Here is a 14,203-nt window from a genome sequence, read left to right as displayed (position 1 = left end):
TTGACTTCCCAAGGCTCCTCCAATCCCAATAGCTGGCCGTAGTGTTCATTCAGGGTGTTGCTCCAGTTCATGCCCCCACTCTGGGAACCCTTTTCCCTTGCTCAAGCTCACTTCTCTCCCATTATTTTCCGCGAAGAGCCCAAAAAAGCTTTCAATAAATCTCCTATAAAATCGACATCTTTTGATAGATTAAAGAGAATAGGTTCTTTAACGAAAGCGAATCTGACTTCTTTCAGAATAAAGCGCCCTTTTCGAAAAACCAATCAGCTTAGCTCATCTGATACAAAGCAAACCCAGAATGAAAGCCCCCTCTGCCTACAGCTCTGGCAGCTGGTTACCCGGCGCATTCCAAAGAAATCTTGGCCAACAATTCATGACTCTCCCCTCCATGAAGCACCCGCATGTCCTCGTCTGCATTGGCGGTTTCAATGCAGGCGTAGTGGAGATAGCCATCATCCGGCATGTCCTTGAAATCGGCTGCCTGTTGCTTCCACGCATTCCAAACCACCGTGGTAGCGCTGCCTTCGGACTCAATTTTGATGGTCCGGTCCCAGCCCCGGTCCACCAAGCGGGTCCGACGAGGGGCCGCGAGGTAGACCCGATTGATCCATTGATCAAAGTCCAGTGAACGCCCCTCAGCTGGTTTGCGGACAAAACCCTCGGCGGCGTCGATGAACTCCTTTTGCTCAAGTCCTACGACCGACACCTGATCGATCCCCGAGACAGCAAAGTAACTATGGAGTGCCCCGCCCATTCGAACCGACTCCCGCTCCAGATTGACATAGGTCAGGGCCATCTCCAGTTCGGTCCCAATCACGACCTTAAAAACAATCGTAAAATCATACGGCCAAATTTTCCGCAAGACCTCATTTGCGTGGAGGGAGAAGAGAAGTTGCGTGCTGCCGGTCGGCAAATCATAGGCTCCATCGAAGCGCCAGAAGCGATTTCGGACAAAGCCATGAAAGGGCTTGCTGGAATCCTCGGGGTGGGTGCCAAACCAAGGACTGCAGAGCGGGACGCCCCCCCGGATGGCTTGGCCTTCTTGGAAAATGGCGCTGGGGCTGGTGTAGAGGACTGGCTGCTCCCCATGGGGCACGAAGTCGATCAAGTGGGCACCATGCAGGGCGAGGGCAGCCGTTGCCTGCGCATTCTTGATCCGAAAGAGGGGATAGTCCGCCAGGGAGTCATCGAGTTGGACAGAAGCCGGGAGGGCAGCAAGCTGGTCAGGGGTTAGGGGCATGCTTGAGTCTATCCTCGGACTCGCCTTCGGGAAAAGAAGAAAAGCGGCCTCTAGCTTCCCGGGGAACGGGAAGCCGTCCGAGCAGCGTAGCGCTGCATATTGGTGATGAAGGTGGGGTTCTCCTCGCCCCGATAGAAGGTCTGAAAGGCCATCTTGGCCGTGAGATTTTTGGCGTTGGGGGATTTCTGGATCTCCGCCCTGTAGTAATCAATCCGCGCCAGGAAGGCCTTCCAAGTCGGCCCCGGCTTGCCGTTGTCCAAGAGGAAGTGCGGACAGTTCTTGTGAGGGCTGTCGGTGTAGCGATGACGTGGCCAGTGGTAGTGAGGCACAATCTTGCTGGTCGGGATATCGTGGGCCTCGGCGACCGAAGCGGCCAGGCGGGCCGTCCGATCGACCGTCCGGCCTCGGTGGTTGCCCGCGTTTTCACACATTTCGATTCCAATAGAGTAGCGATTGCCCGGGCCATCGAAGTCGGCATGCTCGCCCCTCTCTCCCGTCGGCAAATGCTGGACCACGTAGCTTTCATCCACCGTGAAATGCCAGGTCAAGTAGCCCAACGAATTGCGCCCCCGCAAGGCCCCTCGCTTAAGCGCCAAGGCGTGGCGATGGGCATCCGCTCCTTGGGAGTAATTTTGCGTGGAATGGATGGTGATGTAGCGCGGTTCCATCGGCCGATGTTTCCAACGGCCTTTGCGACCTTGGACAATCATGTCCTGATCGAGATTGAGAGAGGTGAAGAGGGTCTCCGGGGATGGCGCCACCCTTGGACTGGGCAAGTAAGTCAGCTGGGAAGTCTGGCAAGCTGTCAGGAGGAAAACCATTCCCAAAAGCGAAAGACGAGATGGTGCCTTCATAATCAATAATTGAACACGCTTCCATAGATAGAGCAGAAGGCGTGCGAGGAAAAGAAGCTTTCTTTTAGAAAGCCATCCCCTAGCCCCGGCGCAACTCCACCCAAGTGGCTCCCCAGCCTCCTTCCCCCTCAGGAGCCGGCCACTGGAACGCCACCACCTCTGGCAAGCGTGCCAAAAGCTGGTGCACCCCCGCCCGCAAAGCGCCGGTGCCTTTGCCGTGGACGACCCTCACCCGAGCCAACCCCTTTTCTCGACAAGCGCGAAAATACTCGGGGAGCAACGACCCGATCTCATTCGGGCGGAAGGTATGGAGATCGATTTCGTCCGTGATGGGGACTTCGATCGGCCTCTCCTCAGGCAGATCCATGCGCCTTTAGAAAGTGGCGGAGGAAGTCTCGGCACTGGGGTCGGGCGGGATGGCTGCCGACATCAACCGGCCCGCGGTTCCCACCGCCGCCCCTGCCGCCTTCACTGGTACGGCGGCCAATCCACAGCCCCCAAGAAAAAGACATCCAAAGACGAGAAGCAAAAGAGACCACGGGCGCATCGTGGAGACTTCCCCGACCGGGAATTCCTGTCAACGTGTTCTCAGCCCAGCGTTGACAGACAAGGACCAAGCGTGCTAAAACAGAGGACGTGAGCGTTCAAACGAACAACCCCATCCATGAGACTCTCCAACGAGTTTTCGGCTTCGCGGGCTTCCGCGCGCACCAACGGGAGATCGTGGAAGCGCTTCACACGGGCCGCGATGTCTTTGCTGTCATGCCGACTGGGGCTGGCAAAAGCCTCTGCTACCAACTGCCCGCCCTCCTGACCGAGGGAACGGCCGTGGTGGTCAGTCCCCTCATCGCTCTCATGAAGGACCAAGTGGACGCCGCCCGCCGGAATGGAATTCGAGCGGATTACGTCAATAGCACACTCGAGCCCGAGGAGCGTCGCGCCGTCGCTCAGCGTTATCAGCAAGGCGCGCTCGATCTGCTCTACCTCGCACCCGAACGCCTCTTAATGGAGGGTTTCTTGGAGCGCCTGCGGGCTTGTCCTCTCGGCCAACCGGCTTTCTTTGCCATCGACGAAGCCCATTGCATCTCGGAATGGGGACACGACTTCCGCAAAGACTACCTCGGTCTGGACCAGCTCCGGGCCTCCTTTCCTGAGACCCCGATCGCCGCCTTCACGGCCACCGCCACCGAGAAAGTGGGAGGGGACATCGAGAGGCGACTCCAGTTGCGGGATCCCTTCGCGGTGAGGGCTTCCTTCAATCGACCGAATCTCTACTATGAGGTGCGGCCGAAAAAACGCGTCCGCCAGCAAGTCGCCGACTTCGTGGCCAAGCGTCGCGGGCAGAGCGGCATCGTCTACCGGGCCACCCGCAAGGAGGTCGAAGCCACCGCAGAAGAATTGGCCACTCAAGGGATCGCCTGCACGGCCTACCACGCCGGCTTGCCGGACGAGCGACGGGCGCAGGCCCAAGAGGCCTTTCTACGAGGCGAAGCCGAGGTCGTGGTGGCCACCATCGCTTTTGGCATGGGGATCGACAAACCAGACGTCCGCTTTGTCGTCCACGGCGACCTCCCGAAAAACCTCGAAAGCTACTACCAAGAAACTGGCCGAGCCGGGCGCGATGGGGACCCCGCCCACTGCACCCTCTTCTACGGGCGGCAAGACGCCATGATGCAGACCCGCTTTCTCGATGAAATCGAGGAGGAGGAAGAACGGGACGCAGCCCGCAAGCGACTCCGGGCCATGGAGCGCTTCGCTCAAAGCACAAGTTGCCGGCGCAAGGCGCTTCTCTCCTACTTCGACGAAGAGCTTCAGGGAGAATGCACCGGCTGCGACTGCTGCTCGGGCGATTATGAAGAGATCGACGCCACGCGCGACGCCCAGATCGTCCTTTCGGCCATCGCCCGCACTGGCCAACGCTTCGGCGGGGGGCATGTCACGGACATCGTGATCGGCAAGGAAACCCCCAAAGTGCGGGACTTTGGGCACGCCGACTTGAAAACCTTCGGCATGGGCCGAGACCGACCCAAGGGATTTTGGCTGCAAGTGATCGAATCTCTCCTCAGTGCCGGCCGCTTGGAGACAGGCGGCATGCGCGGAGCGATTCTCCAGCTAAACGAAGGCTCCTGGGACCTCCTCAAAGACCGTCAAACCTTTTCCCGCAAAGTGCGCAAAGACCAGGAGGACTCCTCTTTCGTCAAAAAACGCAGTCGCAACGCGGGCGGCGAAGTGGAGACGAAGAATCCCGAACTCTTCGAGCGGCTCCGCGCCTGGCGGCGGGAGCAAGCCCTCGCGGAAGACGTGCCCCCTTACGTCATTGCGAGCGATCGCATGTTCCGGGAAGTCTGCGGAGAACTCCCGCAGGGTCTCAAAGTCCTGCGAGATCTTTCGGGCTTTGGCGATCGCAAAGTCACCCTCTATGGAGAACAAATCATCGCCCTCGTGCGAGAGTTCGTCGCCACGCAAGCCACCTCCGAAGAAGCGACCGGATCCAGCAGAGGAACGGTGCTAGGAAGGGAGTAGCGGAAAAGCGCTCACGCGCTGGAGGAAATCAAGCCGCAAAGAGATCCAGCGGACTCTCTAACTTCTTGCGCAGCTCTTTCATAAGCTGGCGATAGACCTCGGTCGTCCGTCGATCTCGATGCCCCAGGGCCTTCTGGAGGTCATCGAGGTGCACGCCCGACATCAAGAGATGAAGCGCGTAGCTATGGCGGAGAATGGCCGCGCTGGGGCGGGTGGCGATATTGGCCAACTTGGCCGCTTCCCGGAGGCAGCGGTTGACCGAATTAGCGTGAAGGTGATTGCGGATGGCCTTGGTGCTGCCGCCTTCGTGGGCCAAGTGCTTGGAAGGAAAGACCCAAAACCACTCCCAAGTCTGTCCCAGCAGTGCGACGCTCCCGTCCATGTGATCCGGCATCGGGAGTGGGAGAAAGCATTCCCGGCGATCGGCCTCGAAGAGTCGCCGATTGAAGGCCAACTGTTCCCGAAGCGCCCCCTCCAGGACCTTGGGCAGGAGGACCTCCCGCTGCACTTGCTCGTCCTCGCCCCGCACCGCGAGTGTCCCCTCCTCAAAATCCACGTCCTGGGAGCGAAGCCGAAGCGCTTCGTTCACCCGCATGCCGGTGCCGTAGATCAGCCGGGAGGGCAAAGCCGCCTCCCCCGTGACCGTCTCCAAAAGGCGCTGCGCCTCTTCCTGAGAGAGGACGGTGGGGAATCTCTTCTCGCGCCGCACCCGCTGCGTGACCCGCAACTCGGGGAGGTCTCGATGAAGAATCTCTCGGAAGAAAAATCCCAAGGCATGCTGGGCCTGGAGAAGCGTGGCATCGGCCGCTTTCCGCTGGAGCTTGAGATGGATGAGGAAGTGATTGACCTCCGCTGCGCTCAGGCGGGAGGGGTGCCGTTGGCCATGAAAGGCGACGAAGCGCCGATACCAATCCAGGTAAGCCTCCTCCGTCCGCCGGGCATGCTTCTTCTCCCGAATGGCTTGCCGGAGTTGTTCTTCCAGATTTTGCGTCATCATGGGAACCGGGGGGGCAGTGGTGGATAAATACTTAAGTTCCCTTAAATACTATCACCCCTTGCCGAAGAAGACAATGCGGGATTGCCGGCATCCCCCGCAGGTGATTAGGGCGTGACCATATCCTCGGGCGCGCTCTCGGGCTGGCCATGTTCCCGTTGCTGCATCAGGAGGAGAGCCCGATTGACGGCATTGAGGTAGGCGCGGGCGCTGGCCTCGATGACATCGGTGCTGGCGCCTTTGCCGGTGATGAGTTCGCCATTCCCGAAGTCCGCTTTGATGGTGACTTCGCCGACGGAGTCCTTCCCTTCGCCCGTGCTTTCGACCAGGTATTGCAGGAGACGACCTCGTTGGTCGAGGCTGCGGTCGATCGCTTTCATGGCGGCGTCCACCGCTCCATTCCCCGGGCTCGAGTCCTCCAAAACTTCGTCGCCTCGGCTGAGACGAACGGTCGCCGTCGGCACAGTCGAGGAACCGGCTGCCACGTAGATGTAGTCCAAGCGATACATCCCCGCGCTGCTGTCCATGGACTCGTCCACCAGCGCTGCCAGGTCATCGTCGTAAACGAATTTCTTGCGATCCCCGATCTCTTTGAAACGGACCATCAGGACCGCCATCTCTTCATCGCTGAGAGTGTATCCCAACTTGGTGAGCCGCTCCTGGACCGCGTGCTTTCCAGAATGTTTCGTAAGAGGCAGCTCGGTCGAGGCCCACCCCACGTCGACCGGGTCCATGATTTCGTAGGTCTCGCGCTTCTTGAGAATGCCGTCTTGATGAATGCCGGACGAGTGGGCAAAAGCATTTTCTCCCACAATCGCCTTGGAACGCTGGACCGGCATGGACGCCATCCGTGCGATGAGTCTCGAGGTTTTGAGAATCTCCTCGGTCCGGGCATTGACCGTGACCTCGCCAAAAGCGCCTGGACGGGTCTTGAGCGCCATCATGACTTCTTCGAGGGCCGCATTGCCGGCCCGTTCTCCGATGCCATTGATCGTTCCTTCGACCTGACGAGCGCCCGCTTTGACAGCGGCCAGGGAATTGGCCACCGCCAAGCCGAGATCATTGTGGCAATGCACACTGAGAATGGCGTCGTCCATGTGGGCGACCTGCCCCATGAGGTATTCGATGAGCGCGCCAAATTCCTCGGGGACCGCGAAGCCGACCGTGTCGGGGATGTTGACCGTGGTGGCCCCGGCCGCAATGACCGCCTCGGTCACCCTGGCCAGAAATTCGGGCTCGGTGCGGCTGGCGTCTTCGGGGGAAAACTCCACATCCTGCACATGCCCCTTGGCCCGCTTTACTCCTTCGACGGCCAAGCGAATGATCTCGTCTTCCGCCTTCTTGAGTTTGAAATCGCGATGGATTTTGGAGGTCGCCAAAAAGACGTGGATGCGACCGCGCTCCCCGGCTGGCTTGACGGCGGCTCCGGCGGCGTCGATGTCCTTGGCCACACAGCGCGCCAGTCCGGCAATGCGGGGACCCTTCACCTCCGTGGCAATGCTCTGGACCGCTGCGAAGTCGCCCTCGGAAATGACGGGGAAGCCCGCTTCGATCACATCCACGTTCAAGCGCGCCAACTGCCGGGCCACTTCCATCTTCTCGCGGAAGTTCATAGACGCACCGGGGCACTGCTCGCCATCGCGCAACGTGGTATCAAAAAGAAGGAGAGAATCGGACATGAGTGAGAAGAAAAGAAATGCTCGCAAGCCGGCAGAAAGCAAAGGAGAAAGACCCGGCCGGGAAGCGTCGACGGGGAATTCAGCTGGCGGACGACAAGCAACAAGAATCCCTACAGCCTACCCGAGTAGGAGGAGGGGAGCGTCGATCCGCGAGCCTGAAAAATTCACAGCGGGCCGTTAGCACCTTGGACCGGAATCTGCAACAGCCGATCCGCGCGAAAGGTAGAAGGGGGAGCCACCCCTTCCGCCTCGGAGGTGGCCTCGTCCTCGCCTCTCGCCCAACCAGCACGATGAAATTGTCCCGATCTCTCCTGGCCCTGGCGCTCGCCTTGTTGGCGACGACCCACGCGGTCGAAATGGAACTCACTAATAAAGCGGGCGTGACCATCCGAGCGGATGTGCGCGAAGTGAGCGACCACCAAGTGACCCTGCTTTTCAACGGGCGCCAGACCGTATTGGAACTGGATGCCTTGGACGCTGCCTCCCAGAAAAAGCTCGAGATCTGGTGGGCTGAATTTCAGAAGAAGGCCATGCCCGACCCGGATCGATTGCAAATCGAATTCATGGCCAATCGGCGGGTGGCCACCAAGGGCGGCGATGCCGACGACCGGATGCAGGAATACTCCCCTGAAATCCACATCGACAACCGCTCCGCCAGCATCCCAGTGCGCAACGCCAAGGTCAGCATGCTGGTCTTCGGAAAAAGCGTGCTGAACAGCTCCATCATTGGCTTGATTTGGCGGGAGGATTTTGACTTGGCTCTCCTCGAGGCAGGTCACCAGACCACCCTCCGGGCCCAGCCCTTCCATAACTCCTATGATCGAGATGGCGCGGCCTTCGGCTTCATGTATTCGGGCTACGCCGTGCTTCTCTATGACGCGGACGGACAGCTGGCCACCCACAGCGTGACCCCCGTTTGGCTGGAAAAGCACACGGGAAAAATGGAGAAGCTGAAGAAAAACAAAACCTACACCCGCAACCTCGACCCCCTCTAGGAGACTCTTGAAAAACCAGGGAATGAAAAACTGCGAGTCATTTTGTTTGTTGGCAAGGCGCGAGGGGGGAGCGGGGTTTCCCCCGCGACCGACGAACAACGCGGCCAGCAAACAAAAAGGGCCGCAGCCCATCGGGTCGGTCAAAAACCCGCTTCGGCGAAGCCGCTAACTTCCGCCCGAAAGTCGGCTCCTGATTTCCGGTCGACGAACCCCGGCTGACAAACGAAACAGTCCCGCACTGTAGCGCGACCCCTCATGCCTCGTTCTCCCCGGAAACCAGCCGCCAAAAAAACCTCCAAGCGCGAGGCCATCCGGCTCCAGGGAGTCACGCAAAACAATCTCCAGGGCATCGATTGCGAGATCCCCCTCGGGCAAATGACCGTGGTGACCGGGCCGAGCGGTTCGGGGAAATCCTCGCTCGCCTTTCAGACCGTCTACGCGGAGGGCCAACGCCGCTACGTCGAGACCTTCTCGCCCTACGTCCGGCAGTTCTTCGACCGGATGGACAAGCCGCAAGCGGAGCGGATCGAGGGCATTCCGCCGGCCATCGCGGTCGAGCAAACCAACAATGTTCGCACCACCCGATCCACCGTGGGCACCATCACGGAGGTCAATGACCACCTCAAGCTCCTCTTCCCAAAAGTCGCCACCTGCCATTGCCCCGGCTGCGGACAACAAGTCCAACCAGAAACCGCCGCCTCCATCCTGGCTTGGGCGCTGGCCGAAAAGAGCGGCCGTGAACTCTTGGTCTGTTTCGGGGTCCCGGTCGGCGAGCAGGCCGAGCCCCGCGCCTTCTTCGAGTTCTTGCAAGCCCAAGGCTACCTCCGGGTGCGCATTTACGAAGAAATCTACCGGACCGACCAGCCGGAGGCCTTCGAGCGACCCGCTCTCCCAGCCGTCGTGACCGTGGTCCAAGACCGCATCAAGGTCGACGGCCGCCGCAAGACCCGCCTACTGGAAGCCATCGAAGCGAGCCTTCACTTTGGCAAAGGCCGGGTCCAGCTCATCGACCGGGAAAACGGTCAGACCCGCTCCTTCTCGAAGCATTGGCACTGCGCGGATTGCGATCGCCCCTTTCCCGAACCCACGCCGGGACTCTTCAGCTTCAATCACCCGCTGGGAGCCTGCCCCGACTGCCGTGGCTTCGGCCGGGTCATCGGAATCGATCTCGACAAGGCCCTTCCCGACCCCACGCTTTCCATCCGACAAGGTGTCGTCAAAGCCTTCAGCGGGACGCAATATGCCGAGTCCAAGGGCGACCTCATGCGAGCGGCCCGCAAGGCCTCGATCGATCTCGATACGCCCTTCGAAGACCTGAGCCCGGGCGAACAAGAATGGGTCATCGAGGGAGACCGGGGCGATGCCGAGCAGGCTTGGCAAAATGGCGAATGGTATGGCGTGCGGGGCTTTTTTGATTGGCTGGAAAGCAAGGCCTACAAAATGCACGTCCGGGTCTTTCTCAGCCGCTTTCGCAGCTACACCCTCTGCCGCTCCTGCCAAGGAGCCCGGCTCCGACCGGCCGCCCTCGACTTCCGCGTGGGCGGGCGGACTCTGCCCGAATGGTGGACGCTCTCCGTGAGCGAACTCCGCCCCTTCGTGGAGCGGGCCGTCCCCGCGAGTCAGGACCCCGGGACCGAAATGATCCGCGGGGAAATCCTGGCCCGCCTCGGCTACCTGGAAGAAGTGGGCCTCGGTTACCTCTCACTCGATCGCCCCACCCGCACCCTCTCCGGAGGGGAGGTCGCCCGAGTCAATCTCACCACCTGCCTGGGAGCGGCCCTCACCGACACCCTCTTCGTCTTGGATGAGCCAAGTATTGGACTCCATCCGCGGGACACCCGGCGGCTCGTCCGCATCCTCCACGCCCTCCGGGACCGCGGCAATACCCTGCTCGTGGTAGAGCACGAAGAAGCCATCATCCGGGCGGCCGATCACCTTCTCGACATCGGACCTGGGAGCGGTTCGAAAGGCGGGCAGCTCATCTACGCCGGCCGCCCTCGGGCGCCCCGGACGGCCAAAGGCTCCCTTACGCTGGACCACCTCTCCGGCCGAAAAGTGATCGCGCCCCCCACCACTCGCCGTGCCCCCAGCGGATGGCTCGAGGTCAAGGGCGCCAGCTCCCACAACCTGAATAAGTTGGACGCACGCATCCCGCTCGGAGTCTTCGCTTGCGTGACTGGGGTTTCCGGCTCGGGAAAGTCCACCCTCATCCACCAAATCTTCTACCAGAACCTCCGTCGGCACTTCGGGGAGCCCACCGAAGAGGAGCCCGGCCGTTGCCAGGCCCTGCTCGGGCTGGAGCAAATTCGCCAAGTGGTCCTGGTGGACCAAAGTGTCCTCGCGAAAACACCCCGCTCCACCCCGGCGCTCTACCTCGGTCTCTTCGACGCCATTCGCAATCTCTTCGCCGCTGAACCCGAGGCCCAGCGCGTCGGCATCAAGCCGGGCTACTTCTCCTTCAATTCCGGAGAGGGGCGCTGCCAGCGCTGCCTGGGAAATGGATTCGAGAAGGTCGAGATGCAGTTCCTGAGCGACCTCTTTCTTCGCTGCCCGGAGTGCGAAGGGCGCCGTTTCCAAAAAGAAGCCCTCGAATTCACCCTCCAGGGGCGGTCCATCGCGGACGTGCTCGAAATGACGGCCAGCCAAGCGCGCGCCTTCTTCGAGCAGGCCGAAAGCGGGAAAGCCAGGGACCGCCAGCGCATCGCGAAAACCTTGGCTCTCTTGGAAGAACTGGGGCTGGACTACCTCTCGCTCGGCCAATCGCTCAACACCCTCTCGGGCGGCGAATCCCAGCGGCTCAAGTTGGCCGCCCACCTCCTCGAACGAACGGAGCGAGCCGATACTCCGGGGCAGACGGACCTTCTCCTCTTCGATGAACCCACGACCGGCCTCCACTTCGACGACGTCGCCAAGCTCCTGCGCGTCTTTCATCGTCTGGTGGAGGAAGGCTGCAGTCTCTGGGTCATCGAGCACAATCTCGATGTCATCCGAAGCGCCGACCACCTCATCGACCTCGGCCCCGAAGCTGGCTCCAAGGGCGGTCGAGTGATCGCGGAGGGCACACCCGAAGAAGTCGCGCAAGTGGCCGAAAGCCACACCGGACAGTTCTTGCGGGGGGACCGAGAGCCCGCCCGGAGCGAACCAAGCACCGTCTCGAAAAAGACCGGCACGCAGGCCATCGAAATTCGCGGGGCTCGTCATCACAACCTCAAAAACCTCAGTCTGGACATCCCCAAAAATGAATTCGTGCTCGTGACCGGCCTGAGCGGCTCCGGCAAAAGCACCCTCGCTTTCGACATCGTCTTTGCCGAGGGCCAACGGCGCTTTCTCGACAGCATGTCGCCCTACGCCCGGCAGTTCGCCGAGCAATTGGAAAAGCCGGAAGTCGACCGCGTCTCCGGGCTGCCACCGACCGTCGCCATCGAACAGCGGGTCTCCCAAGGCGGAGGCAAATCGACCGTCGCCACCGTGACTGAAGTCTACCATTTTCTGCGGCTCTTGTTCGCGAAAGTGGGCGTGCAGCACTGCCCGAATTGCTGGCTGCCCGTCGAGCCCCAGAGTTCCGAAAGCATCGCCAAACAGCTCCGACCCTTGCTCGCCGGAAAGGGCGGCACCCTCCTCGCGCCCGTGGTCCGGGGCCGGAAAGGCTTTCACACCGAAGTGGCAGAGTGGGCGCTCCGCTCGGGCTTTCCTGAATTGCTCGTGAATCGCCAGTTTCAAATGGCCGAGGACTTCCAGCGCTTGGACCGCTACCGGGAACACGAAATCGACGTCGTGGTGGCCCGTCTCACCGGGAAAGAAACCCTCCGTGAGCTGCGCCAGTTGGTGGAACGCGCTCTCCAAATCGGGAAAGGAACCTTGCGTTTTCTCGATGCCCGCAAGCACTTCCGGCTCTTCAGCGACCGGCGTTCCTGCACCCGCTGCGGCCGGGCCTTTGACGAATTGGATCCGCGACTCTTTTCCTTCAACTCCCCGCACGGTTGGTGTCCGACCTGCCGCGGCTTTGGCACCATCCGCAAAAGCCGCTGGGAACCTAGTGCCAAGGCCGGGGAAACCGCGCTCGACCTGGAGCTGCAAGAGGAAGAACGCCGCGAAAGTGGGGAGGAAGACAGCCTCATCCCCTGCCCTCAATGCGAGGGCAAACGCATCCACGAAGAAGCCCGGGCCGTTCGCGTGCAGAAGTGGAGCATCTCCGATCTCACCCAGCTCTCTGTTCGGGAGGCTCGGCAGGAAACCGAAGGCCTCCGTTTCCGGGGTCGAGACAAAGAAATCCTCCGGGACATCCTCCCCGAAATCGGGCAGCGCTTGCGCTTTCTGGAAGAAGTCGGTCTCGGCTACCTCAGCCTGGACCGCGGAGCCCGCACCCTGAGCGGCGGGGAAGCCCAGCGCATCCGGCTCGCCTCCCAACTGGGCTCCAATCTACGCGGGGTGCTCTACGTCTTGGATGAACCCACCATCGGACTCCACCCACGGGATAACGAAACCCTGCTCCACACCCTGGAGGCCCTTCGCCGGAAAGGGAATTCGCTCCTCGTGGTCGAGCACGATGAAGACACGCTCCGACGAGCGGACCGCGTCCTCGACCTCGGTCCGGGCGCGGGTCGCTTGGGGGGAGAACTGGTCGCCAAAGGGACCCTCGCGCAGATCCGCCGCAGCCAAAGCTCCCCCACCGGCCGCGCCCTCCGGACCCTCCCGCCCCATCCCTATCGAGGGGCCCGTCGCCCTCTGCCCGCCATCAACGCGAAAGAGGGTTGGCTGCGGGTCTATGGGGCCCATGCCAACAACCTGCGCCACATCGATGTGCGGCTTCCCTTGGGTCGACTTTCCGTCATCACCGGCGTCTCTGGCTCGGGCAAAAGTTCCTTCCTCCGCGGCGTGCTCCAACCGGCCGCCAAGTGGTCGCTCGGTAAGCCCAGCGCCCGCCGCGCCATCGAAAAGACTTGGGCCAAACTGAAAGGCTTCGAAAAGCTGGCCGCCGTCTACGAAGTGGACCAATCACCGCTCGGCAAAACGAGCCGCTCCACCCCGGCCACCTACATCAAAGTCTTCGACGAAATCCGCAAGCTCTACGCCCAGATACCCGAAGCCCGAATGCGAGGCTACGAAGCCGCGCGCTTCTCCTTCAACACGGAGGGAGGCCGCTGCGAAACCTGCAAAGGCCAAGGCCGCATCAAGCTGGAAATGGCCTTCCTCCCCACCACCTACACCCTCTGCGAACGCTGCCAGGGCCGCCGCTACAATGCAGCCACCGAGGAAATCCTCTGGCAGGACCGCTCCATCGGCCAAGTGCTCGACGCCACCATCGAGGAAGCCGCTGCCCTCTTCGCGGCCCACCCCAAGATCGCCCTGCCGCTGCAACTCTTGGCCGAAACCGGCACCGGCTACCTCCAGCTCGGTCAGCCGAGTCCCACCCTGAGCGGGGGCGAGGCCCAACGGCTGAAACTGGTCGCCGAACTGGCCAAGGGCGCTGCCACCCGGCGTAAACGAGGCGAGCTGCGCGATGGCAAGGGCAATCTCTACCTCATTGAGGAACCTAGCATTGGCCTGCATCTAGAAGACGTCCGTCGCCTCATCGACGTGCTCCACCGCCTAGTCGACGAAGGGCACACCGTCGTCGTCATCGAGCATGATCTCTCGGTCATGGCCGAAGCGGACTACCTCGTCGACATCGGCCCCGAACCAGGCCAAGCCGGAGGAGAAGTCGTGGCCCAGGGGACACCGGAAAAGGTCGCGCAAGTGGCAGCCAGCCGCACCGCACCCTTCCTTCGCCGAGTCTTATACCAAGCTGCAGAATTGGCTGGTAGAATGGCCGAGTGAATTTCGGGCCAGACCAAGGCGCGACGAGGGCGCGGTGCAGGCACCGTAACCGAGGAGCAACGCTGGGCTGGCTCGAAAGACACCGGCTCTTCCTTCCCCGC

Annotated in this window: 8 protein-coding genes; 3 read left to right on the top strand and 5 right to left on the bottom strand. The window is 61.4% G+C overall.

Going from position 1 to position 14,203, the window contains the following annotated elements:
• Positions 1 to 334 precede the first annotated feature (334 nt).
• The 3 genes from AAF555_11065 to AAF555_11055 all read right to left on the bottom strand — a co-directional run bounded on the left by AAF555_11065 (position 335) and on the right by AAF555_11055 (position 2,461).
• Positions 335 to 1,240 (bottom strand): D-hexose-6-phosphate mutarotase, encoded by a 906-nt coding sequence (locus AAF555_11065; protein MEM6912107.1) that lies wholly within the window; start codon positions 1,238 to 1,240, stop codon positions 335 to 337.
• 50 nt (positions 1,241 to 1,290) lie between these two features.
• The gene (locus AAF555_11060) at positions 1,291 to 2,001 is read right to left on the bottom strand and encodes an N-acetylmuramoyl-L-alanine amidase (protein ID MEM6912106.1); all 711 of its coding nucleotides are present in this window, start codon (positions 1,999 to 2,001) and stop codon (positions 1,291 to 1,293) included.
• A 172-nt stretch (positions 2,002 to 2,173) separates the two neighbouring features.
• Positions 2,174 to 2,461: a Smr/MutS family protein gene (locus tag AAF555_11055; GenBank protein MEM6912105.1), complete on the bottom strand. Its 288-nt coding sequence runs from the start codon at positions 2,459 to 2,461 to the stop codon at positions 2,174 to 2,176.
• A 269-nt stretch (positions 2,462 to 2,730) separates the two neighbouring features.
• Between AAF555_11055 and recQ the strand changes: the two genes are divergently transcribed.
• Positions 2,731 to 4,617, top strand: a complete 1,887-nt coding sequence (gene recQ / locus AAF555_11050; GenBank protein ID MEM6912104.1) for a DNA helicase RecQ — start codon at positions 2,731 to 2,733, stop codon at positions 4,615 to 4,617.
• A 28-nt stretch (positions 4,618 to 4,645) separates the two neighbouring features.
• Here the strand turns inward: recQ and AAF555_11045 are convergent, their stop codons facing one another.
• The gene (locus tag AAF555_11045; protein MEM6912103.1) at positions 4,646 to 5,614 is read right to left on the bottom strand and encodes an integron integrase; all 969 of its coding nucleotides are present in this window, start codon (positions 5,612 to 5,614) and stop codon (positions 4,646 to 4,648) included.
• Between the two features lie 104 nt (positions 5,615 to 5,718).
• Positions 5,719 to 7,290, bottom strand: a complete 1,572-nt coding sequence (locus AAF555_11040; GenBank protein ID MEM6912102.1) for a 2-isopropylmalate synthase — start codon at positions 7,288 to 7,290, stop codon at positions 5,719 to 5,721.
• A 290-nt stretch (positions 7,291 to 7,580) separates the two neighbouring features.
• On the opposite strand from AAF555_11040, the gene AAF555_11035 reads away from it, so the two are divergent.
• Positions 7,581 to 8,285, top strand: coding sequence for a hypothetical protein (locus AAF555_11035; GenBank protein MEM6912101.1), 705 nt, complete (start codon positions 7,581 to 7,583; stop codon positions 8,283 to 8,285).
• A gap of 255 nt (positions 8,286 to 8,540) precedes the next feature.
• Complete coding sequence (uvrA, locus tag AAF555_11030; GenBank protein MEM6912100.1) at positions 8,541 to 14,102, top strand: excinuclease ABC subunit UvrA; 5,562 nt, start codon at positions 8,541 to 8,543, stop codon at positions 14,100 to 14,102.
• Positions 14,103 to 14,203 lie beyond the last annotated feature (101 nt).

The organism is Verrucomicrobiota bacterium (assembly GCA_039027815.1).
Lineage (GTDB): Bacteria > Verrucomicrobiota > Verrucomicrobiia > Verrucomicrobiales > JBCCJK01 > JBCCJK01.
Note: the sequence above shows the minus strand (reverse complement) of the source record. Positions and strands in the feature narration are given on the sequence as shown.